Raw genomic sequence first — 21,986 nt, forward strand, 5'->3', positions numbered from 1 at the left:
GAAGAGGCGGGGCGTCGGAGCGGCTACTCGTCGTCGAGGCCGCGCTCGATGGCGTATCGGACGAGTTCCACCCGGTTGTGGAGCTGCAGCTTGCCGAGGGTGTTCTGGACGTGGTTCTGCACGGTGCGGTGGGAGATGACGAGGCGTTCGGCGATCTGCTTGTAGCTCAGGCCCTTGGCCACCAGGCGCAGCACCTCGGTCTCGCGCTCGGTGAGCCGGGGCGCCTTCCGCTCCTCGCCGCCGGCGGCGGGCGCGGCCGGTTCGGCGGCGAGGCGGCGGTACTCGCCGAGGACCAGTCCGGCGAGGCCGGGGGTGAACACCGGATCGCCGGTGGCGGTGCGGCGCACGGCGTCCCGCAGCTCCTCGGTGGAGGCGGACTTGAGCAGGTAGCCGGTGGCGCCGGACTTCACGGCCTCCAGGACGTCGGCGTGCTCGCCGCTGGCGGAGAGCACCAGCACACGGACGGAGGGGTGGGCGGCGACGACCTCCTTGCACACCTGCACGCCGGGCTTGCCGGGCAGGTTGAGGTCGAGGACGAGGACGTCGGGGACGGCGGCCTTGGCGCGGCGGACCGCCTGGTCGCCGTCCCCGGCGGTGGCGACGACCTCGAAGCCGGACTCGGAGAGGTCGCGGGCGACGGCGTCCCGCCACATCGGGTGGTCGTCGACCACCATCACCCTGATCGGCGTGCCGGTCGTCCCGGTCGTCCCGGTCATCCCGTTCATCACTGTTTCGCCTTCCCCCGCGGGTCGTCGGTCTCCTGCCGGTGCCTGGGCACCCTGAGTTCGACCTCCGTGCCCTGTCCGGGCACGGAGATCACCTCGGCGCTGCCACCGAGGTCGCGCAGCCGGCCCCGGATGGACAGGGCCACGCCGAGTCGGCCCTCCCCCTCGGCCTGGGCGAGCCGGCCTTCGGGGATGCCGGGGCCGTCGTCACGGACGGTGACGATCACCTCGTCCGGTTCGTCCTCCACCAGGATCCAGGCGCGGGCCTGCTCCCCGGCGTGCCGGCGGACGTTGTCCAGGGCGGCGCCGACGGCGGCGGCCACCTCGCGCGCGGCGTCCGGGGCGAGCGTCACGGGCGCGCCGGGTTCGGCGAGGCCGACCCTCGACCCGGCGTGCGGGGCGAGCAGGGACCGCAGGTCCACCGGCCCGTCGTCCTGCGGCTCGTCCTCCTCCACGGTCCGTACGACGGCGCCCCGGGCGGTGTCCTCGGAGGCCCGGGAGACGGGGACGGAGACGGGGGCGAGGCCGCCGGAGACCAGGGTGCGCAGGGCCACCTCCTGCTCGCCGGCCAGCCGGCCCAGCTCGGCCGCCTCGCCGCCGATGACGGCGCCGCGCCGCTGCACCATGGCCAGCACCTGGAGCACGCTGTCGTGGATGTCCCGGGCCAGGCGCTCCCGTTCCCGGGTGGCGGCCTCGATCTCCAGGGCGCGGGCGAGGGTGCGCTCGGAGGCGCGGGCGACCTCGACGACGTAGCCGATGGCGATGGAGGCGACCCAGACGAGGACGACGTTGTGCACGGTGTCGCGGGCGGGGGTGCCGCGCTCGACCAGGTTGGCGACGGCGACCAGGGTGGAGGCGAGGGCGGCCCAGCGCCAGCCGCCCTTGACGGCGAAGGCGAGCACCGAGCCGGCGGTCCAGATGGAGGGCAGGGTGGGGCCGCCGTCGTGGACGCGCTGGACGGCGTCGGTGACGGGGGTGATGAGGATGCCGGTGAGCGCGAGGGCGAGGTCGACGGCGAGGAAGGGCTTGGTGCAGGCGGCGGCGCTCGCGACCTTGGGGAGGGTGGCGAGGGTCCACACGCCGAGGACGGCGAAGTAGGCGACGGCGAGCCAGGGGCGGGTGAACCCGTCGTGGGCGGCGGCGAACAGGCCGATCGCGTAGATCATGGCCAGGACGCGGTAGCCGGCGAGCGCGCGCCACAGCGGCTGCTCGACCGACATGCGCATGACTCTGTCACGCTGGACCATGTTCCCCCACTCCCCCCGGTGCGTGCCGGGCCCGGCTACCGCTCGGACGGCCCCCCGGTCCCTCCCCGGTCCGCCTGCTCCATGGCCGCCCTCAGCTTCTCCGCCTGCTCCTTCTCGGCCCGGGCGAGGGCTGCCTTGGCGGCCTTCTCGGCTTCCTTCTCGGCCTTGGCCGCCTCGGCGAGCTGCCGCTTCATGGCGGTGGCGTACATGTCGACGTACTCCTGACCGGACAGCTTCATGATTTCGTACATGACCTCGTCCGTCACCGCGCGGAGCACGAAGCGGTCGTGCTCCATGCCCTGGTAACGGGTGAAGTCGAGGGGCTTGCCGATCCGGATGCCGGGGCGCATCAGCTTGGGCACGACCTGCCCCGGGGGCTGGATCTTCTCCGTGTCGATCATGGCGACCGGGATGACCGGCGCCCCGGTGGCCAGCGCCACGCGCGCCAGGCCGCCCGGCTTGCCGCGGTAGAGGCGGCCGTCGGGCGAACGGGTGCCCTCGGGGTAGATCCCGAACAGCTCGCCGCGCTCCAGCACCTCTATGCCGCTCCTGATCGCGGCCTCGCCGGCGCCGCGCGCCCCGGAGCGGTCCACGGGGAGCTGGCCGACGCCCTTGAAGAAGGCCGCCGTCATCCTGCCCTTGACGCCGGGGGTGGTGAAGTACTCCGCCTTCGCGATGAAGGTGACCTTGCGGTCCAGCATGATGGGGAGGAAGAAGGAGTCCGAGAACGACAGGTGGTTGCTGGCCAGAATGGCGGGGCCCTCGGCGGGGACGTTCTCCAGGCCTTCCACCCAGGGCCTGAAGGCGAGCTTCAGCGGCGCCCCGATGGCGACCTTCATCGTGCCGTACAACAACCGAGTGCCTCCTGTGCGTGTTGGTCAGACCATATCCCGGAGCGCGGTCCGGGGCCCCGACGGCCCTGGTCGGTGTCAGTGCGGTCGCGTACGGTGAAGGTCCTGCAATCCCTGTGCCGGCCGCGCGCCGGCCGGGACGACGTGCCGGACCTTCCACGAGTCCCCAGGAACAGGAGGCCGACGTGCCGCTCCTGACCGGAGCCGAGCCGCTGCGCCACGAGGGCGGGGAGACCGCAGTCCTCCTCTGCCACGGCTTCACCGGTTCGCCGCAGTCGCTGCGCCCGTGGGCGGAGCATCTCGCCGAGCGCGGGCTGACCGTGTCGCTGCCGCTGCTGCCCGGGCACGGCACCCGCTGGCAGGACCTGGGGGTGACGGGCTGGCAGGACTGGTACGCGGAGGTGGACCGCGAGCTGCGGCTGCTGCGCGACCGCTCCGCGCGGGTGTTCGTGGCCGGGCTGTCGATGGGCGGCGCGCTGGCGCTGCGGCTGGCGGCGCGGCACGGCGACGCGGTGAGCGGCGTGCTGGTGGTCAACCCGGCGAACAAGGTGCACGGGGTGGCCGCGCACGCCCTTCCGGTGCTGCGCCATCTCGTCCCGGCGACCAAGGGCATCGCGAGCGACATCGCCAAGCCGGTGACCAGGGAGCTGGGGTACGACCGGGTGCCGCTGCACGCGGCGCACTCGCTGCGGACCTTCTTCCGGATCGTCGACCGTGAGCTGCCCCAGGTCACGCAGCCGCTGCTGCTGATGCGCAGCCCGCAGGACCACGTGGTGCCGCCCGCGGACTCGGCGCGCATCCTCTCCCGGGTGTCGTCGGTGGACGTGACGGAGATCCTGCTGGAACAGAGCTACCACGTGGCGACGTTGGACCACGACGCGGAGCTGATCTTCCGGGAGAGCACCGCGTTCATCGGCCGGCTCGCGCCCGGCGCCGTCAGGGAGCCCGGTCCCGGCGAGGAAGGGACGACCACAGGTGGCTGAGCACGACGCGGGCCGTGAGGGCCGCGAGCCGGAGGACAAGGACGTCCCCTTCGACGAGACCGCCGCGTGGGAGGCGATCGTCGCCGGGTACGGCGAGGAGCCGCCGGACCCGCCGGGCGCCAAGCCGTTCAAGTCGGTGGAGGACCTGGCGCTGCTGGAGGCCGAGACCAACGACGAGGACGGCGCGGACGGCGCCGGGACCAAGGCGCCGCCGCGGAAGGCTGAGGAGGAGCCTCCGGCCAGGCCGCTGGGCGGTTCCGTGTCCTTCGCGCCGGGGGTCGGCCCGCGCGACTACAGCGTGGCCGAGCCGGCGGAGGAGGACCTCGACGAGAGCGACGAGGGCCACTTCGTACCGCCGGAGCCGCCGCCGCTGCCGGAGGCGGACGCGACCTCCAGGTTCGCCTGGCTGGGGGTGCTGGGCGCCCCGGTGCTGCTCCTGCTGGCGGTCCTGCTGGGCTGGGAGATGTCCTGGTGGCTGACCACCCTGTGCATCGGCGGCTTCCTGGGCGGCGCGGTCACGCTGGTGATGCGGATGCGCCCGGACGACGAGGACGACGACCCGGGCCGGGGTGCGGTGGTCTGACCGCGGCGCCCCTGGCCGGGATGCGACGGTCCGACCGCCGTCGGACAGCCGCTGACACGACGACAACGCCCCGGACCGGGATGCGGTGGTCCGACCGCCGTCAGACAGCCGCGGGCACGGCGAGGGCGGCCAGTACGGGCAGGTGGTCGGTGGCCGTCCTCAGGTCCGCCTCCGTCACTCCGGGCTGGTCGTACGGCACGCCGCAGCCCAGCACCTCGACGCCCTTCGTGACGAACAGGGCGTCGATGCGCTTGGGCGGGTCGCTGTGCGCCCAGGTGTGCTCGCCGCCCCAGGGCGCGGCGGTGTAGCAGTCCGTCAGGGTGCCGGCCAGCCGCCGGAAGGTGCGCCCGGCCGGCTCGTCGTTGAGGTCCCCGCCCGCGACGACGTGGTCCACGCCCATCCCGGCCACCCGGTCCAGCAGCATCCCGCCCTGCTCGTGGCGTTCACCGGCGCGCAGGGAGAGGTGGCAGCTCAGCACGCCGAGCCGGGCCCCGCCGAACCGCACGACGGCGGTGGCGAAGCCGCGCCGGTGCTGCCCCGGGGTGAGCGGCAGCAGCACGTCCTCGGTCCGCTCGACGGTGGCACGCAGGGAGCACAGCAGGGCGGGCCCCGCGGCGGTGGCCCCGCCGGAGAGGACCACCAGGCCGGAGTCGGAGGCGAGCCGGGCGAGCTTCTTGCGCCAGCGGAAGAAGCGGGGCGCCTCCTGGAGCAGCACCAGGTCGGGCGCGCAGGCGCCGATCACCCGGGCGAGGGCGGCGGTGTCGTCCTTCATCGAGCGGATGTTGTAGCTGAGCACCCGGACGACGGCCGAGCCGTCGGCGTCGGTCCGGGACCCGGGAAGCAGCGGAGTCGTCGCCATGCGATCAAGATAGTCCGCCCCGCGCACGGACGCGGGTCAGCGCTTCACACGGCCGAGGAAGTCACGCCAGGCGGCTGCGCGGACGGCGAGCCGCGGTCCGTCCGTCTCCTTGGAGTCGCGCACGTGCACGACGCCGGGCGCATGAGCCATCTCGACGCAGTCGTCACCCTCGGAGCCGCTGTAGCTGCTCTTGAACCAGTCCAGCTCGCCGTGGGCGCTCGAAGCACCCCACATCAGCGCCCCAGGCATCCGATGAAGTCGCGCCAGGAAGTCGATGAGACCGCGAGCTGCGGTCCGTCCTGCGTCTTGGAGTCGCGCACATGCACGGCGCCAGGTGCGTGCGCCACCTCCACACAACTGTCGCCTTCGGACCCGCTGTAGCTGCTTTTGAACCAGTCCAGCTCGCTGTAGGTGCTCATCGCGCTCCTCGCATCCGCTGCAACAACTCCACCGAGTCCGCTGGGGGCAAGGCCTGTGAGCGCATCTTGGCCTAGCGCATCTGCATGACGCTCACTGCTTCTCGGTCACAGACGAGCTGTCCCGTCTTCTGCCCCTCCGAGTACCCCACCCACTGCCGCTCCGAGGTCTCAAGGAGCTGCATAGGCCCATCCGCCCCCGCGTGATACGGCTGCCGCAACGGCATGATCTGCAACTCCACGTTCCACAACTCGGTGGTCGCGAGGAGATGGTCGACCAGCTCCCGGGTGACATCCTCCCCACCCGTGTGCCGCAGCAGCACCGCCTCCTCGACGATGAAACTGAACGCGATCGGCGGCCGGCGCCGGAGCAGTTCCTGTCGCGCCAGCCGGGCGGCGATCCGCTGCTCCAGTTGCTCCTCGCTGGGCGGAGGCGGCACGTTGAGCATCACGGCGCGGGTGTACGCCTCGGTCTGGAGCAGTCCCGGCACCACCCGGCACTCGTACGTGCACAGCCCGACCGCCATCCCCTCCAGCTGGGCCCACTCCCGGAACCGCACCGCCAACCCGCGCTGCCGCCCGAGGTGCCGGACCATGGGCCCGCAACACCCCGAACGCCTCCAGCTCCTCCTCCGCCCGCTCGACGAAGGCGGCGGCCGGCATGCGCCGCCCCTGCTCGACCGAAGCGACGGACGCGTGTGAGTAGTTGAGCCGTTCGGCGAGCTGCTCCTGTGTCATCAGGGCACGTTCCCTGAACGCCTTCAAGGCCGCCCCGAATGCCTTGAGACTGTCGGACGACTCAAGCGTGCTGCCGTTCGCCATGGACGACGACCCCCTTGTCGCGTTACCGGCACACCGTGCAGCCGTACAACGCGCAGCCAACGCTGATCACCTCCCCCGCGGATGCCGACAACAACGGCACACCGGACCTCTGGGCCAACAGTCCCGATACGGGCAGCGGCTTGTACTTCTATCCCACTGTCACCACCAGCGGTCACGGCACACCCGTCACCGTCGGTTCCTCCGGCTGGCTCGCCTTCCAGGCATTCAGCTGACACGCGACAGGACCACACGCCAAACCTGACACCTGTGATCGGCAGGCGCTCGGCCTGCCGAGATCGGTTTTCCTACGAGACACGGCTGCGCCCGCCGCCCCCCCCGGGGAGGGGAGCAGGCGGGCGCAGCCGTGCGTGAGGGCAGGAGTTACATGATCGGGTCGGGCTCGCGGGCGAGGTCGGCCGCGCCGACCAGACCCGCCTTGTTGCCGAGCCGGGCGCCGAGGACGTCGGCGACCGGACGCCAGTTGCCGCCGACCAGCCAGCGGCGGTACGACTTGCGGATCGGGCCGAGGACCAGTTCGCCCTCGTCGGAGAGGCCGCCGCCGACGATGAAGGCGGAGGGGTCGAACAGGGAGGCCAGGTCGGCCAGGCCCGCGCCGACCCAGCGGGCCAGTTCGCGGTAGGAGTCCACGGCCACCCGGTCGCCCTGGCGGGCGGCCATGGAGACGTGCTTGCCCTCGATGCCCTCGGGGGTGCCGTCGCCGAGCGAGAGCAGGGTCTGGGCCTGGTCCGGGGTGGCGTTGGCGCGCTGCTTGGCGTAGCGGACGAGGGCGCGGCCGGAGGCGTACTGCTCCCAGCAGCCCTGCGAGCCGCAGCCGCACAGCAGGCCGTCCGGCACCATGCGGATGTGGCCGAACTCGGCGGCCACGCCGAAGTGGCCGCGGCGCAGCTTGTTGCCGATGATCACGCCGCCGCCGAGGCCGGTGCCGAGCGTGATGCAGATGACGTTGCGGTGGCCCTTGCCCGCGCCGAACTTGTACTCGCCCCAGGCCGCCGCGTTGGCGTCGTTCTCCACGACGACCGGGAGGCCCACGCGGGCCTCGACCTTCTCCTTGAGCGGCTCGTTGCGCCAGTGGATGTTGGGGGCGAAGTAGACCTCGGAGCGCTGGCGGTTGACGTATCCGGCCGCGCCGATGCCCACGCCGACGATGTCGTGTCCGGCGCGTGCTCCCTCCACCGCGGAGGCGATGGCGTCCACGATCTCCTCGGGCGTGCCCGGGGTCGGCACCTTGTGGGTCGAGAGGATGGTGCCTTCCTCGTCGACCACGCCGGCCGCGATCTTGGTGCCGCCGATGTCGACGCCGATGGTGAGTCCCATGAATCCCTCAGTTTCGGTCGAGCCCCGCTACGCCAACGGTACCCGAGGGGACGGGCTCGCCGTCCTTGTGTCCGCAGGCCGGGCGGCCCCGTTCGGCCGGGAGGGTCCGGGGTGCGCTCAGTCCAGGTCGATGCGCTCGCCGGGGCCGGCGCCGGGGTCGTCCCCGGGGTCACGGCGCTCGCCGGGGTCGCGCGGCGGGGTGTCGCGCGCCGTCCAGCGGCGCTCCTGGTCCTGCACGGCGGAGCGGTAGGCGGCGAGGAGTTCGCTGCCGGCGGCGGCGAGGTGGTCGAACACGTCGGGGTTGCGTTCGATGACGGGTTCGACGGCGGCCTTCGCCTGCTGCACGACCTGGCGGACGACCTGCTGGGCGGCGGGTCCGGCGACCGCGCCGAGCAGCGGGGACGGCAGTTCGGAGAGCTTGTCGGCGACCGCGTCGACGAGCTTCCTCAGTTCCTCGGCGGCGGAGCCGGGGGGCGTGCCGTGGCGGGCGCGGCGGCGGGCCCGTTCCGCCTCGAGGTCCTCGGCGGCGGCGGTGGCCCAGGCGTCGGCGTGCACCTCGGAGGGCGCTGCGGCGGGCGTCTCGGCGCGGTCCGTGCGGGCGTCGTCCGCCGGCGTGCCGAGGGTGTCGTCCCCGACCTGCTTCCCGGCCTCGTTCCCGGTGTCGTCGGGCGGGGGGAGCTGTTCGCTCATGACGGACTCCTTGACTGCGGGTGGCCCCCTCGACGGTACCCGAACGGCCGCCGCGGCTTCACCGGGTGCGCGGCCAGAGCTCCGGATCGGGCCGGAACCTGAGGCGCAGCTCGCCCTCGCGCAGGGCGGCGCCGTCGACGGTGCAGCGGCGCAGCGCGGAGGGCAGCGGCACGACGCGGCGGAACGGCCCGGCGGTGACGGTCAGTTCGTCACCGCGGCGGACGAGGTCGAGGGCGTCGCGGCGGGCGCCGGGCAGGGGGAGGCGCCAGACCAGGACGCCGTCCTCCCGGATGCGGTCGTCGACCGGCCACTCGACGGGTCCGGTGGCCGTGGGGGCGGCGGGCACCGCGAGGGCGGCGAGGTCGTCGGCGCCGCGCGGGTCGCGGCCGAGGTGGGCGACGGGATGCACGGCGTGCTCCGCACGCCACTCGTCGAGGGCCTTGCGCTGCTGGGCGACGGGTCCGGCCAGCCAGCCGGCGGCGTCGTTCTCCGGCAGGACGCGACTGGCGACGACCGCGTCCAGGCGCAGTCCGCGCAGGGCGACGCCGAGGGAGGCGGTGCGCAGGGCGTCGGCGCCGGCCGGCCCCGGTTCGACGACCAGGCGTACGGCGGTGCCGCGGTCCGCGAGGAGGGCCTCGACGGCGGCGAGCTGGAGGTCGAGGCGGGCGGCGGTCTCGTGGATCCACTCCGCGGGCATCGGGACGCCGGCGAGCCGCCCCAGCACCGGCCGCAGCGCGCGGGCCGCCTGCCGCTCGGGCGGCAGCAGCCGGCGCAGGACGCGGCGGAGCTCCTCGGGCAGGGCGAGCAGGGAGACGGCCCGCGGGGTGGCCGGAAGATCGACGACCAGGAGGTCGTACGCCTCCTCGGAGACGGCGGCGTCCCGCAGGGCGCGCAGCACGGCGAGTTCCTCGGCGCCGGGGAGCGGGCTGGTCTCCTCGGGCGCCAGGCGGGAGGCGCCGAGCAGGTCCAGCGCACCGCCGGCCCGCTCCTGCAGCGCGGCGAGGTCCGCCCGGAACCCCGCGTCCGGATCGACCCGCCGCACGGTGAGCCCCGGCACGTCCACGTCCCCGAGCACCGGCCCCAGGCTGTCCGCCGGGTCGGTCCCGAGCAACAGCGTGCGGGCGCCTCCCCGGGCGGCGGCGTACGCGGTGGCGGCCGCGACGGTGGTGCGGCCGCTGCCGCCGGGACCCGTGATCAGGAGGGTGCGCATGGAGGTGAACGCTACCGGCCGGTCGTGCGCGCACGGCACGCGCGCCTCGTGTGCGGAGGCACGCCGGCGCACCCGCCCTCCGCCGCACAGGGCGGACCGCCCCGCGCACCGGGGAGCTCGCGCTCCCGACCCCGCACCGTGCCTCGCGGCCAGGCGTCCGACCCGCGCGGGCCGGGCCGGGCCGCGCACCCGGCACCACGGTGCACCGGGGCGTACCCGGGACGACGCGCGCCGGAGGCGGCTACGCGGCGCCGGATTCCACGCGCTTCTTCAGGCCCGCCAGCGCGCGGTCGATGATGACCTTCTCCGCCTTGCGCTTGATCATGCCGAGCATGGGGATCTTGACGTCGACGGTCAGCCGGTAGGTGACCTCCGTCGTGCCCGCGCCCGCCGGGGTGAGGACGTAGGAGCCGTCGAGGGAGCGGAGCATCTGGGACTTCACCAGCGTCCAGGAGACCTCGTGCGGGCCGCTCCAGGTGTACGCCAGGGTCTGGTCGTCCTTGATCGCGCCGGCGTCCATGACCAGGCGCACCTGCTCGGCGCGGCCCTCGGCGTCGGTCCTGAGGACCTCCGCCTCCTTCACCTCGCCCGTCCAGTCCGGGTAGCGGGCGAAGTCGGCGATCACCCCCATCACGTCGGCCGGTGCCGCCTCGATGGTGATGCTCGAGCTGGTGTGTTCCGCCATCGCCGTGGCTCCTCCAGATGCGGGCCGGTAGGTCGTCCTCGCCGTGCGTGGGCCGGGCAGCGCACGCGCGTGCAGCGGAAGGCTATCGCGCACCGCGCCGGCCGAGCTCACCCGACCTGGGGCGGTCCGCGCTCCGGGCGGTCTCAGAACTCCAGCGCCCAGGGCCGTCCGGTGCTCGCGAAGTGCCCCACGTTGACGCATTCGGTGACGCCGATCCGCATCCGTCGCACCAGCGGCTGGTGGACGTGGCCGAACAGGGAGTAGCGGGGGCGGGTCCGGCGTATCGCGTCGAGCAGCGCCACGCTGCCGCGTTCGAAGCGGCGGGCGACGGTGTCGTAGACCAGCTCCGGCACCTCCGGCGGGATGTGCGTGCACAGCACGTCGACCTCGCCGACGGCCTCGATCTTCGCCGCGTACTCCTCGTCGTCGATCTCGTACGGCGTGCTCATGGGGGTGCGCAGGCCGCCGCCGACGAAGCCGAAGGTCCAGCCTCCGATCTCCACCCGCTGCCCGTCCAGCACGGTGGTGCCGGGGCCCGCGTACTCCCGCCACAGGGGCGGCACGTCGACGTTGCCGTAGGTGGCGTACGTGGGGGTGGGGAAGGCGGCGAACAGCTCGGCGTACTGCTTGCGCACCGCCGTCTCGATCGCCGTGGCGCGGTCGACGCCGACGCCGGCCCACAGCCCGCGCTGGAACGCGCGCGCCTCCTCGAAGCGGCGGGCGGTGCGCAGCTCCACGATGCGGTGGGCGTTCTCCGTGCCGAACAGGTCGGGGAAGATGCCGCGCGAGTGGTCGGCGTAGTCGAGGAACAGCACCAGGTCACCGAGGCAGACCAGGGCGTCGGCGCCCTCCTTCGCCCGGGCGAGGCCGGTCGCGTTGCCGTGTACGTCGCTGACCACGTGGACGCGGGTGCGCCGGCCCCCGCCGGGTGTGGATGCCATGGTGATCAAGCGTAATCCTGTGGGGCATACCTGAACAATGGCGGGCCTACCTGCGGTTACTGGCTCGTCGCTCCGGCCGTGGACTACTGTGCGCGATGAAACACCAACCTGTGTGACGCAGCGAACATCTGGCAGGGGCCCCCTGTCGGGACGGGCATACCGGCGGGTAACGTCCGGGCAGTCCAGTCGTGCTCGGGATTTCAACCAGTGAATTCGCGAGCACCCGCCCGAGCCTTGGACCGCACCGTCGCATCGCACAACGTCGTGGCGCCGGCGCCCTAAGAGGAGCAGCAGTCTTGCGCGAGTTCAGCCTTCCGGCCCTGTACGAGGTCCCTGCGGACGGCAATCTGACCGACATCGTCCGCAGAAACGCCGCGCGGCATCCCGATGTCGCCGTCATGGCCCGCAAGGTCGGCGGAACGTGGCAGGACGTGACGGCCGCGGCCTTCCTCGCGGAGGTGCGGGCCGCCGCCAAGGGCCTGATCGCCGCGGGCGTGCAGCCCGGCGACCGGGTGGGCCTGATGTCCCGCACCCGTTACGAGTGGACACTGCTGGACTTCGCGATCTGGAGCGCCGGCGCGATCACCGTGCCGGTGTACGAGACCAGTTCGGCGGAGCAGGTGGCGTGGATCCTCGGTGACTCCGGCGCCACCGCGTGCCTCGTGGAGCTCGACACCCACGCGGCCACCGTGGAGTCCGTGCGCGACCGGCTGCCCGCGCTGGAGAACGTGTGGCAGATCGAGGGCGGCGGTCTGGCGGAGCTGGGCCGCCTCGGCGCGGACGTCGGTGACGGGACGGTGGAGGAGCGCTGCTCGGTCGCCAAGGCCGACGACCCGGCGACCATCGTCTACACCTCCGGCACCACCGGTCGCCCCAAGGGCTGCGTGCTGACCCACCGCAGCTTCTTCGCCGAGTGCGGCAACATCGTGGAGCGGCTGCGCCCGCTGTTCCGCACCGGTGAGTGCTCCGTGCTGCTGTTCCTCCCGCTCGCCCACGTCTTCGGGCGGATGGTGCAGATCGCGCCGATGATGGCGCCGATCAAGGTGGGCTGCGTGCCCGACATCAAGAACCTCACCGACGAGCTGGCCGCGTTCCGGCCGACGCTGATCCTCGGTGTGCCGCGGGTCTTCGAGAAGGTCTACAACTCGGCGCGCGCCAAGGCGCAGGGCGAGGGCAAGGGCAAGATCTTCGACAAGGCGGCGGACACCGCGATCGCCTACAGCCAGGCGCTGGACACCCCGTCGGGCCCGTCGTTCGGCCTGAGGATCAAGCACAAGCTCTTCGACAAGCTGGTCTACGGCAAGCTCCGCGCGGTGCTGGGCGGACGCGGCGAGCACGCCATCTCCGGCGGCGCCCCGCTCGGCGAGCGCCTGGGCCACTTCTTCCGCGGCATCGGCTTCAGCGTGCTGGAAGGTTACGGTCTGACCGAGTCCTGCGCGGCCACCGCCTTCAACCCGTGGGACCGGCAGAAGATCGGCACGGTCGGCCAGCCGCTGCCCGGCTCGGTCGTGCGCATAGCGGACGACGGCGAGGTGCTGCTGCACGGCGAGCACCTGTTCAAGGAGTACTGGAACAACCCGGCCGCGACCGCCGAGGTGCTGGCCGACGGCTGGTTCCACACCGGGGACATCGGCACCCTGGACGAGGACGGCTATCTGCGGATCACCGGCCGGAAGAAGGAGATCCTGGTGACGGCCGGCGGCAAGAACGTCGCCCCGGCGGTCATCGAGGACCGCATCCGGGCGCACGCGCTGGTCGCGGAGTGCATGGTGGTCGGCGACGGGCGGCCGTTCGTGGGCGCGCTCATCACCATCGACGAGGAGTTCCTGGGCCGCTGGTGCGCGGAGCACGGCAAGCCGGCGGGGTCGACGGCGGCGTCGCTGTGCGAGGACCCGGATCTGCTGGCGGCGGTCCAGGATGCGGTGAACGACGGGAACGCGGCGGTGTCGAAGGCGGAGTCGGTGCGGAAGTTCCGGATCCTTCCGGCCCAGTTCACGGAGGAGTCGGGGCATCTGACGCCGTCGCTGAAGCTGAAGCGGAATGTCGTGGCCAAGGATTACGCGCACGAGATCGAGGCGATCTACGCGAAGTAGGGTGCCTGTACGGGGGGTTGGGCGCGCAGTTCCCCGCGCCCCTGGAGGAGCGGTCCCGCCCGTGACGCAGGCGCCGCACCGTGAGGACTGAGCGCGCAGTTCCCCGCGCCCCTAGAGGAGTGGCGGTCCCGCCCATGACGCAGGCGCCGCACCGTGAGGACTGAGCGCGCAGTTCCCCGCGCCCCTAGAGGAGTGGCGGTCCCGCCCATGACGCAGGCGCCGCACCATGAGGACTGAGCGCGCAGTTCCCCGCGCCCCTAGAGGAGTGGCGGTCCCGCCCATGACGCAGGCGCCGCACCATGAGGACTGAGCGCGCAGTTCCCCGCGCCCCTAGAGGAGTGGCGGTCCCGCCCATGACGCAGGCGCCGCACCATGAGGACTGGGCGCGCAGTTCCCCGCGCCCCTTCGAAGCGAGAAGGCCGCCCTCAGCGAGGGCGGCCTTTCGGTCACAGCAGGGTTTTCAGCTGGTCGGCCAGGAGGTCCCAGCGCCATTTCTCCTCGACCCATTCCCGGCCCCGTCGGCCCATCCTGCGGCGGAGGTCGGGATCGGCCAGGAGGGTCGTGATGCGGTCGGCCGTCCGGGACGGGGAGTCGCCGGGGACGACCCAGCCGGTCTCGCCGTCGAGGACGGCGTCCGGCGCGCCGCCGGAGTCGCCGGCGACGACGGGGAGGCCGGTCGCGGACGCCTCCAGGTAGACGATGCCGAGGCCCTCCACGTCCAGGCCGCCGCGCCGGGTCCGGCAGGGCATCGCGAAGACGTCGCCGGCGCCGTAGTGGGCGGGCAGCTCGGACCAGGGGACGGAGCCGGTGAAGCGGACGGAGGCGGCGACGCCGGTGTCGGCCGCGAGGCGGCGCAGGTCCTTCTCGTAGGGGCCGCCGCCGACGATCAGCAGCACGGTGTCGGGTTCGGCGGCGAGGATCGCGGGCATCGCCCGGATCAGCGTGTCCTGGCCCTTGCGCGGCACGAGCCGCGAGACGCACACGACCACCGGGCGGTCGGTCAGCCCGAGCCGGGCGCGCACCTCGTCGCCGCCCGAGCCGGGGTGGAAGGTCTTCTCGTCGACCCCGGGCGGCAGTTGCACCATGCGGGCGGCGGCCTCGGGGGGGAGGGCGCGGGCGATCCGGGACCGGGTGTACTCGCCCAGGTAGGTGATCGTGTCCGTGGACTCCCCGATGCGGCGCAGCAGTTGCCGTGCGGCGGGCAGCTGGGCCCAGCCGGCCTCGTGACCGTGCGTGGTGGCCACGATCCGCTCCGCGCCCGCGCGGCGCAGCGCCGGCGCCATCAGGCCGAGCGGGGCCGCCGCCCCGAACCACACCGAGGTGCAGCCGTGTTCGCGCAGCAGCCCCACGGCCCGCCGGGTGGCGGCCGGTGTGGGCAGCAGCATCGTCGTACGGTCGCGTACGACGGTGAAGGGCTGTTCGGCGTCGAAGGCGGCGGTCGCCTCGACGCCCTCCCGGGTGCGCTTCCAGGTGGAGGCGTAGACGACGACGCGCTCCGGGTCCAGCCGCAGGGCCATGTTGTGCAGGAAGGCCTGGATGCCGCCGGGGCGGGGCGGGAAGTCGTTGGTGACGATCAGGGTCTTGTGCATCGCCGCCGACCCTACCGAACGGTTGTCGTGCGCCCCGTCACGGCGCCGCTCGGTGGCATGGACACCGGCTTCCGGGACATCATGGCCCCTCATGACCGCACACCGGACGGGCAGGGATCACGTGGAACCGACGGCCGCACGAGGGTCCCTGGCAGGACTGCTGGGGATCTGGGGCGTCACGCGCGCGGCGCTGCTGCTGTGCGTGCTGAAGGTGGTGGTCTTCCCGGGTCCGGACGTCACCAGCGACGTGTCGGTGATCTACCGGGGCTGGTACGACGTCCTGGTCACCGGAACGTTCCCGCTGGACGACGTGACCTGGCAGTACCCGCCCGCGGCGGCCCTGGCGGTCCTCTCCCCCGCCGTGCTGCCGTTCCTGGAGTACGCCACCGCCTTCTTCGTGCTGGCGCTGGCGGCCGACGCGGTGACGCTGGCGCTGCTGCTGCGCGGGGCGCGCGGCACGGGCCGGTCCCGCCGCGGGGCGTGGCTGTGGGTGGCGGGCGTGCCGCTGCTCGGGCCGACGGTGTACGCCCGGTACGACGTGATGGTGACCGCGGTGGCGGTGGCCGCGCTGCTGGCGGCCGGCCGGCACCCCCGGCTGGCGGGCGCGCTCGCGGCGTTCGGGGCGCTGCTGAAGGTGTGGCCGGCGCTGCTGCTGCTCGCGGTGCGCCGGCGTGACGCGTGGGTGTCGGCGGCGGTGACCGGCGTGGTGGTGGCCGGGCTGTTCGCGGCGCTGATGCCGGGCGCGTTCGCGTTCCTGGGGTTCCAGCGGGACCGGGGCACGGAGGTCGAGTCGCTGGGGTCGCTGGTGTTCCACGTGGCCCGGCACCACGGCTGGGACGGCGAGGTGCTGCTGAACTACGGCTCGGTGGAGTTCCTCGGCCCGTACGTGAGCTGGGTGAGCACGGGGGCGCTGTTCCTGAGCGGTGCCGCGTTGGCGTGGCTGGTGCTGTGGCGGCTGCTGGCGTCCCGGTTCGCGGCGCACACCGCGGCGGACGCGGCGTTCACGGCGGTGCTGCTGTTCACGGTCACCAGCAGGGTGATCAGCCCGCAGTACATGGTGTGGCTGGTGGGCACGGCGGCGGTGTGCCTGTGCTTCCGGGACAGCCGGATGGGGCGTCCCGCGGTGCTGGTGCTGGTCGCCTGCCCGGTGACGATGCTGGAGTTCCCGCTGTGGTTCGCGCACGTGGTGGCGAGCGACTGGCTGGGGATCACGCTGCTGGTGGTGCGCAACGGGCTGCTGGTGGCGGCGTCGGTGCTGGCGGCGCGGGCCCTGTGGCGCGCGTCGGTGCGGCGGCCGGAGGTGCCCGCGGCCCCAGGGCCGTCATGGGCGGAGCGGACGACGGTGTCGTCCTGACCCCGGGGTCCGCCGGTGGATCCGGTGGCCTGTGCCCCGTCGACGGGTGCGGGACGTCCGGGGCCGGTCGCGCAGTTCCCCGCGCCCCTCAGGGCGCTCCTCCCGACGCGACCCGTCAACGCAGCGCGGCACGGACGTAGTCGCGCCACCGGAGGGTGAACTCGCCCACCGTGGTGCCGAGGACGCGGCGCATCGCGTCCTCGACGGCGCCCTCGCGGTCCCCGTGGGCGCCCACGGCGCGGTAGAAGGCCCCGAGGCGGTCCTCGCCCCAGTGGTCGGCGATCATCCGGCAGGCCAGCCAGCTCCCCTCGTAGGCGCGGGCCAGGCCGTCCGCGTCGCCGGTGAAGCCGAAGTCCTCGTCCTCGGGCAGCGCGTCCGGGACCTCGCCGCGGCCGACGGCGTGCGCGAGTTCCGGCGCGGCCTCGGCGGGGGTGCCGTCCGTGCCGCGGTAGCCGACCCAGTCCGCGTATCCCTCGGACAGCCACAGCGGGGTGGCGGCGGAGGTGTGCGCGCGGGTGGCGACGTGGGCGGTCTCGTGGGTGAGGACGACCTGCCGCCCGGAGTCGCCGAGCAGCACGAAGGCGTCCGGGTTGACGATCACCCGGTCCGCGGGCGCCCGCGGGCCGCCGCCGGTCGTCCCGGTGGTGACGGCCGCGATGCCCCGGTAGGAGGACGGGGGCGAGCCGAGCAGGCCCGCCATGCCCTCCAGGGTCTCCGGGACCAGGACGACGACGCCGCGCGCCCACGCGGGGCCCCAGGCGTCGGAGACGGCGGGCACCGCGCGGTCGGCCAGCTCCGCGTAGTCGCGCAGGGTCGCGTCGGACTGCCCGACGCCCAGCACCAGGCTCCGCTCGCCGCGCACGGCCCGCGCCCGGCCCTGGTCCCAGAGCTGCTGGCCGGACTTCTCGGCGGGGCGGTCGGACTCCACCCTCCAGCGGCCGTCCCGGTCCCGGCTGAGGCTCAGGGTGCGGGCGGTGACCACCGGGGAGCGGTCGTGGCCGTCGACGCGGTAGCTGAGGTCGGCGGTGGCGGTGGCCCGGTCGCCGGTGCGGTCCAGGGCGGTGACGCGGTAGGACCAGTCCGCGAGCGGCACCGCGCGCAGGTTGTCGAAGCCGTCGCGGGTGCCGGTGCGGGCGTAGGCGGCGGCGTCCCGGTCGAGGACCGCCTCGGCACGCCGGTCGAGCAGGGACTGCACCTGCGCGCGGGCGGCGTCCACGGCGGGACCGCCGCCGCATCCCACGAGGGCGGCCAGCAGCAGGCACAGCACTGCCACCGCCGCCTGCGACACCCGCGTTCGACCGGCCACCTTTCCGAGGGTACGGGCGCGGGCCCGCGGGGGTCAGACCCTGGTGACCGACGAGACCGGCATCATGCCGACCGGGTCGTAGCGCACGGGGGCGCCGGGGTACGGCGCGTGGATCACCTGGCCGTTGCCCGTGTACATCCCCACGTGGGAGGCGTCGGAGCGGTAGAGGACCAGGTCGCCGGGGCGGGCCTCGGACAGCGGGACCTGCCGGCCGGCGTGCCGCTGGGCCTGCGAGGTGCGCGGCAGCGCGACCCCGGCCTGCGCGTACGCCCACTGGGTGAGCCCGGAGCAGTCGAAGGCGGAGGGGCCGCTCGCGCCCCAGACGTAGGGCTTGCCGAGGGCGGAACGGGCGGCGGCGACGGCGGCGGCCGCGCGCCCGGAGGCGGGGGCGCCGCCGGGGCCGAGCGGGTCGGTGCGGCCGGAGCGGGAGGCGCGGTCCCAGGCGGCCCGTTCGCCGGCCGGGAGGGAGTTGAGCAGCCGGCGGGCCTCGGCGAGCTTGCCCTCCACGGTCCGCTTGTGGGTGGCGGCGGCCCTGCGGCTGCGTTCCAGGGCGCCGAGCCGTTTCGCCGCCTCGGCGCGGTCCTGGGACAGCGAGCGCAGGGTGCCGCGGAGCCTCTTCAGCTGGGCGGCCTGGTGGACGCCGATCCGGTCGAGGACGGAGGCCTTCTCGAGGTAGTCCTCCGGGTCGTCGGAGAGCAGCAGGGCGAGGGCGGGGTCCAGTCCGCCGGAGCGGTACTGGGAGCCGGCGAGCGAACCCAGCGCCTCCCGCATGGTGTTGACGCGCTGCTGTTTGCGCGCGATGCCGTCCTGGGCGTCGGCGATCTCCCGGCGCAGGGCGCCGGCGCGCTCGTCGGCCGCGTTGTAGGCCTCGGTGGCCTGCTCCGCCTCGCGGTAGAGGCGGTCGACCTCGGCCCTGGTGTCCTCCTGGGGCGCGGCCGTGGCCGGCACCGCGCCGAGGGCGGTGGCGGCCGCGGAGAGCAGGCCCAGGGCGAGGGCGGTGCTCCGCTCGGGCCCTGAGGACGGTGCGGTACGACGATGGGACCCCACGGGAAGCCGCGCTCCTTCCGCTGGCGGACAGGGAAACGCGGCAGACAGTAGCCTCCGGGGCGGCCGGCGGAGCCACGGCCAGGGCGGCACACACGGTGACGCCCCGCCGTTGACCTGGGTCGAGGCGGGGCGTGGAGGCGGAGAGGGCCACCGGGAATCCCCCGAACGGGGGCACCCGGGGCGGTGTACGTCAGACGCGGACGCCGAACATGAAGGGGCCGCCGATGGTGTTCATCGACTCGTAGCGCACGACGGTGCCGGAGCGCGGGGCGTGGAGGACCTGGCCGTTGCCCGCGTAGAGGCCCACGTGGTGCAGGTCGTTGAAGAAGAACACCAGGTCGCCGACCTTGAGCTGGTCCACCGAGTAGATCTTGGTGCCGGCGCCGGTCTGGGCCTCGGAGGTGCGCGGGATGCCGACGCCGGCCTGGGCGTACGCCCAGGAGGTCAGGCCCGAGCAGTCGAAGGAGGACGGGCCGGTGGCACCGTAGACGTAGGGCGTGCCGAGCTTGCTCTGGGCGGCGGCGAAGGCGGCGGCGGCGCGGCCGGAGCCGGCCGGGACGTTGACCGAGAGGGCGTCGCGCTCGCTGGCGCGGGTGGCGCGGTTCTCCTCCTGGGCGAGCTGCGCCTTCTCCTCGGCGGTGAGGCTGTTGAGCAGCTTCTGCGCGGCGGCGAGCTTGCCCTGGACCTCCTTCTTCTTCTTGCCCAGTTCGGTCCGGGTGGAGGAGAGGTCCTTCAGCTTCTCGGCGGCCTCGGAGCGCTGCTGGGCCAGCTCGCGCTGCTTCTCCTGGATCTCCTTCAGCGCCTCGACCTGCTGGGCGCTCAAGTGGTCCAGGGTGGACGCCTTGTCGAGGTAGTCGTCCGGGTCGGCGGAGAGGAAGAGCTGGACCGAGGGGTCGATGCCGCCGCTGCGGTACTGGGCGCTGGCCATCGAACCGAGGCCGTCGCGCAGGTCGTTGAGCTCCTGCTGGCCCTTGGCGACGTTGTCCTGGATCGTGGAGATCTCCTTCTGGAGCTTCTCCTGCTTCTCCTTGGCCCCGTTGTACTTCTCGGTGGCCTGCTCCGCCTGCTGGTAGAGCTTGTCGACCTTGGCCTTGACCTCGTCCTTGCTCGGCTTCTCGCTGGGGGCCGCGTTGGCGGCCTGCGAGCTCATGACGACGGCAGCGGCGGCAGCGGTGGTGAGCACGGTCACGCGTGCGCGGCTCGGCTGCTTGGGACGACGGTGGGACGCCACGGAGACGAGCTCCTTCTCGAGAGTGATCGCGCGAGCGAGGGTTCGAGGGCTGACCCTAGTGATACTCCTGTGATCAGTTCAAATCCCTGGACGCAAAATCTCCGCTACAGCGCGTTTATCCCGTGACAATTCACCTGCGGTGACGTCGCCTTGACGCTACGTTGCGTGACGGTTCCGTCAATTGGGGCATTGCCCCTGTACGTTACACGGGGGACAGATGTGCATCAGATACTAGGAAAGCCTTTTGAGGAGCACGGCTGACGCGACGGGGCGCGCGCCGGCGCGTGCGACCCCGTCGGCGACCTCGCGGTCGGTGGAGGCGACGATGACCGGCCGCCCCGGCGGCTCGGCGCGCACGAGCTGACGGATGAGCTCGTCGGCGGTGACGCCCGGCTTGGAGAACAGCACCCGCACCCCGCGCGGCGGCGCCAGCAGCACCGGCGCGGCCAGTTCGGCGCCGTCGAAGACACAGGTGACCTCGGCGCCGGTCTGGGCGGCGAGCTGGGCGAGCTGGCCGAGCAGGCGCAGCCGCTGCTTCTCCAGCGGCATCTGCGGATAGCCGGTCTTGGTGACGTTGTAGCCGTCGACGACCAGATGCGCCTGCGGGAGGGCGAGGAGCTGGTCGAGGACGGCCGGGTCGTCCTCGGACAGCGCGCGGGCGGCGATGTCCTTGGGGGTCATCCGGTCCGGCTCCACGGCGTCCACGGTCTCCGCGGGCCGCACCGACACGGGCGGCAGCGCCAGTTCGCGCCGCAGCCCCTGGGCGGCGTCCAGCACGGTGTCGAGCAGCAGCCGTACGCGCATGTCCTCGACGCTGCGGCCCTCGCGGGCGGCGCGGCGGGCGGCCTCCAGGGCGGCCTCGGTCTCCCCCAGCCGGGCCTTGAGGCGCCGGGTCTCGCTCTCGGCGGCCGACACCTGGGCCTGCCCCTCGGCGCGCACCGCATCCATCTCGCCGCGCACCTTGCGCAGGGCGGCCTCGCCGCGCTTGACGTCGGCGAGGGCGGACCGCAGCTTGCGGTGCAGGGCGTCGCTCTCCCTCTTCGCCGCGTCCAGCTCGGCGCGCAGCCGCTCGGTCTCGGAGCGGGTGTGCTCGCGGGCGCGGTCGAGTTCGGCGCGCAGCCTCTCCAGCTCCGCGCGGGTCTCCTCGTCGGCGCGTTCGGCGTCGGCGCGCTGGGCCTCCTCGCCGGCGGCGGCGACCAGCTTGACCCAGCCCGGCGGGCGGAGCACATAGGCCGCGGCCGCCACGTCGAGCGGGTCCGCGGCCGGGGGCGGGGAGCCGGAGTCGAGGGCGCCGGTCAGTTCCGGCTGGGCCTCTCTGAGCTTCTCCCCGATCCGCTGCCGGAACAACGGATCGGTCTCCAGCGCCGCCGCCATGGCGTTCCCGGCGAACTTGGCGCGGCGGCTCGGGGTGAACCGGGCGTACTGCCGCAGTTGCGCGGGCAGCTCGGCGACGGTGAGTCCGCCGAAGCCGTCCGCGACGATCTGGACGACCCTGCGGCGCACCCCGTCGGGCAGCGGACGGTCGAGCACCTCGGCGGCGCCGTCCTGCGGCCCCCCGCCCGTGGTCTCCACCATCCGTCACACCCCCATGCCTGTGTGCGGCCCCGTCCGCGGGGTCGCCGTCAGCGGGGCCCTCCCCCACTCTCGATTTCGCTCGAGCGGGAGGGACCCCCTTGTCTCAGGAGCCGGCGCCCGGCCTGTCCACGAGTTCCACCTGGTCCACGGCGTTGCACCAGCGGCACCGCACCGACTCGATCGTCTCATCGAGCACCTCGCGCTCCTCGACCTCGGGCTCGCCGGCCAGATCGAGGTGCACGTACTCGACGACCTTCGACGAGCGGGTGACGTCGAAGCGGGTGAGGTTGCCGCAGAGGCTGCAGCGCCACCGCGTCGAGGCGGTCGGCAGAGGAACCGTCATCGTGGCTGTTCGCCTTCCTTCCAGTGTCCGTGACGCACCGGAGTGCCGGTGCGTGTGGCTCGTAACCCTACGGCCTGCCGGGCTTCCGCCGCCCGCCCGCC

Annotated in this window: 22 protein-coding genes and 1 pseudogene; 5 read left to right on the forward strand and 18 right to left on the reverse strand. The window is 73.6% G+C overall.

Translation table 11 applies throughout. From position 1 onward, the window contains the following. Positions 1–23: 23 nt before the first annotated feature. From ACWH4W_RS29845 to ACWH4W_RS29855, 3 genes are read right to left on the reverse strand one after another with little or no spacing between them, the layout of a single operon-like run. Positions 24–716: a response regulator gene (locus tag ACWH4W_RS29845; RefSeq protein WP_473078914.1), complete on the reverse strand. Its 693-nt coding sequence runs from the start codon at positions 714–716 to the stop codon at positions 24–26. Positions 717–724: 8 nt separating this feature from the next. After that, entirely contained in the window at positions 725–1,972 is a 1,248-nt protein-coding gene (gene macS / locus ACWH4W_RS29850; protein WP_473078915.1) for a MacS family sensor histidine kinase, read from the reverse strand. A gap of 35 nt (positions 1,973–2,007) precedes the next feature. After that, a complete protein-coding gene (locus ACWH4W_RS29855) occupies positions 2,008–2,811 on the reverse strand; it encodes a lysophospholipid acyltransferase family protein (protein ID WP_473079291.1) in 804 nt (267 codons plus the stop codon). A gap of 197 nt (positions 2,812–3,008) precedes the next feature. Between ACWH4W_RS29855 and ACWH4W_RS29860 the strand changes: the two genes are divergently transcribed. Further along, the gene (locus tag ACWH4W_RS29860) at positions 3,009–3,806 is read left to right on the forward strand and encodes an alpha/beta hydrolase (RefSeq protein WP_473078916.1); all 798 of its coding nucleotides are present in this window, start codon (positions 3,009–3,011) and stop codon (positions 3,804–3,806) included. Beyond that, positions 3,799–4,389 (forward strand): hypothetical protein, encoded by a 591-nt coding sequence (locus ACWH4W_RS29865; RefSeq protein WP_473078917.1) that lies wholly within the window; start codon positions 3,799–3,801, stop codon positions 4,387–4,389. The genes ACWH4W_RS29860 and ACWH4W_RS29865 overlap by 8 nt, the downstream gene beginning before the upstream one ends. A gap of 100 nt (positions 4,390–4,489) precedes the next feature. Here the strand turns inward: ACWH4W_RS29865 and ACWH4W_RS29870 are convergent, their stop codons facing one another. From ACWH4W_RS29870 to ACWH4W_RS29885, 4 genes and pseudogenes are all read right to left on the reverse strand, one after another. After that, positions 4,490–5,248, reverse strand: a complete 759-nt coding sequence (locus ACWH4W_RS29870) for an endonuclease/exonuclease/phosphatase family protein (protein WP_473078918.1) — start codon at positions 5,246–5,248, stop codon at positions 4,490–4,492. Between the two features lie 36 nt (positions 5,249–5,284). Beyond that, positions 5,285–5,482 (reverse strand): DUF397 domain-containing protein, encoded by a 198-nt coding sequence (locus ACWH4W_RS29875; protein WP_473078919.1) that lies wholly within the window; start codon positions 5,480–5,482, stop codon positions 5,285–5,287. Beyond that, positions 5,482–5,667: a DUF397 domain-containing protein gene (locus tag ACWH4W_RS29880; protein WP_473078920.1), complete on the reverse strand. Its 186-nt coding sequence runs from the start codon at positions 5,665–5,667 to the stop codon at positions 5,482–5,484. The genes ACWH4W_RS29875 and ACWH4W_RS29880 overlap by 1 nt, the downstream gene beginning before the upstream one ends. Next, positions 5,664–6,486, reverse strand: a pseudogene (locus ACWH4W_RS29885) (helix-turn-helix domain-containing protein). The gene ACWH4W_RS29880 and the pseudogene ACWH4W_RS29885 overlap by 4 nt, the downstream one beginning before the upstream one ends. A gap of 35 nt (positions 6,487–6,521) precedes the next feature. On the opposite strand from ACWH4W_RS29885, the gene ACWH4W_RS29890 reads away from it, so the two are divergent. Beyond that, a complete protein-coding gene (locus ACWH4W_RS29890) occupies positions 6,522–6,719 on the forward strand; it encodes a hypothetical protein (RefSeq protein ID WP_473078921.1) in 198 nt (65 codons plus the stop codon). 148 nt (positions 6,720–6,867) lie between these two features. Here ACWH4W_RS29890 and ACWH4W_RS29895 read toward each other — a convergent pair whose 3' ends face one another. The 5 genes from ACWH4W_RS29895 to ACWH4W_RS29915 all read right to left on the reverse strand — a co-directional run bounded on the left by ACWH4W_RS29895 (position 6,868) and on the right by ACWH4W_RS29915 (position 11,347). Then, positions 6,868–7,821, reverse strand: a complete 954-nt coding sequence (locus ACWH4W_RS29895; RefSeq protein WP_473078922.1) for an ROK family glucokinase — start codon at positions 7,819–7,821, stop codon at positions 6,868–6,870. Between the two features lie 117 nt (positions 7,822–7,938). Then, on the reverse strand, positions 7,939–8,511 hold the full coding sequence (locus tag ACWH4W_RS29900; RefSeq protein ID WP_473078923.1) for a DUF5304 domain-containing protein: 573 nt from the start codon (positions 8,509–8,511) through the stop codon (positions 7,939–7,941). A 58-nt stretch (positions 8,512–8,569) separates the two neighbouring features. Then, positions 8,570–9,721: an ArsA family ATPase gene (locus ACWH4W_RS29905; protein WP_473078924.1), complete on the reverse strand. Its 1,152-nt coding sequence runs from the start codon at positions 9,719–9,721 to the stop codon at positions 8,570–8,572. 241 nt (positions 9,722–9,962) lie between these two features. Further along, positions 9,963–10,406: an SRPBCC family protein gene (locus tag ACWH4W_RS29910; RefSeq protein ID WP_473078925.1), complete on the reverse strand. Its 444-nt coding sequence runs from the start codon at positions 10,404–10,406 to the stop codon at positions 9,963–9,965. A 143-nt stretch (positions 10,407–10,549) separates the two neighbouring features. Beyond that, positions 10,550–11,347 (reverse strand): metallophosphoesterase family protein, encoded by a 798-nt coding sequence (locus tag ACWH4W_RS29915; RefSeq protein WP_473078926.1) that lies wholly within the window; start codon positions 11,345–11,347, stop codon positions 10,550–10,552. Between the two features lie 296 nt (positions 11,348–11,643). On the opposite strand from ACWH4W_RS29915, the gene ACWH4W_RS29920 reads away from it, so the two are divergent. After that, the gene (locus tag ACWH4W_RS29920; RefSeq protein WP_473078927.1) at positions 11,644–13,440 is read left to right on the forward strand and encodes an AMP-dependent synthetase/ligase; all 1,797 of its coding nucleotides are present in this window, start codon (positions 11,644–11,646) and stop codon (positions 13,438–13,440) included. Positions 13,441–13,886: 446 nt separating this feature from the next. On the opposite strand, the gene ACWH4W_RS29925 is transcribed toward ACWH4W_RS29920, so the two are convergent. Further along, complete coding sequence (locus tag ACWH4W_RS29925; protein WP_473078928.1) at positions 13,887–15,029, reverse strand: glycosyltransferase family 4 protein; 1,143 nt, start codon at positions 15,027–15,029, stop codon at positions 13,887–13,889. 121 nt (positions 15,030–15,150) lie between these two features. Here ACWH4W_RS29925 and ACWH4W_RS29930 point away from each other — a divergent pair, with 121 nt between their 5' ends. Next, positions 15,151–16,383 carry a glycosyltransferase 87 family protein gene (locus ACWH4W_RS29930; protein WP_473079292.1) on the forward strand — a complete coding sequence of 411 codons (1,233 nt, stop codon included), beginning with the start codon at positions 15,151–15,153 and terminating at the stop codon, positions 16,381–16,383. A 115-nt stretch (positions 16,384–16,498) separates the two neighbouring features. Here the strand turns inward: ACWH4W_RS29930 and ACWH4W_RS29935 are convergent, their stop codons facing one another. The 5 genes from ACWH4W_RS29935 to ACWH4W_RS29955 form a co-directional block, all read right to left on the reverse strand. Next, entirely contained in the window at positions 16,499–17,689 is a 1,191-nt protein-coding gene (locus tag ACWH4W_RS29935) for a hypothetical protein (protein WP_473078929.1), read from the reverse strand. A 33-nt stretch (positions 17,690–17,722) separates the two neighbouring features. Then, a complete protein-coding gene (locus tag ACWH4W_RS29940; RefSeq protein WP_473078930.1) occupies positions 17,723–18,736 on the reverse strand; it encodes a C40 family peptidase in 1,014 nt (337 codons plus the stop codon). A 190-nt stretch (positions 18,737–18,926) separates the two neighbouring features. Further along, positions 18,927–19,967: a C40 family peptidase gene (locus tag ACWH4W_RS29945; RefSeq protein WP_473078931.1), complete on the reverse strand. Its 1,041-nt coding sequence runs from the start codon at positions 19,965–19,967 to the stop codon at positions 18,927–18,929. A 231-nt stretch (positions 19,968–20,198) separates the two neighbouring features. Further along, positions 20,199–21,542 (reverse strand): NYN domain-containing protein, encoded by a 1,344-nt coding sequence (locus tag ACWH4W_RS29950; protein WP_473078932.1) that lies wholly within the window; start codon positions 21,540–21,542, stop codon positions 20,199–20,201. Positions 21,543–21,645: 103 nt separating this feature from the next. Further along, positions 21,646–21,885: a hypothetical protein gene (locus tag ACWH4W_RS29955; RefSeq protein WP_473078933.1), complete on the reverse strand. Its 240-nt coding sequence runs from the start codon at positions 21,883–21,885 to the stop codon at positions 21,646–21,648. Positions 21,886–21,986: the final 101 nt, after the last annotated feature.

This window comes from Streptomyces sp. DSM 120436, from assembly GCF_055778765.1.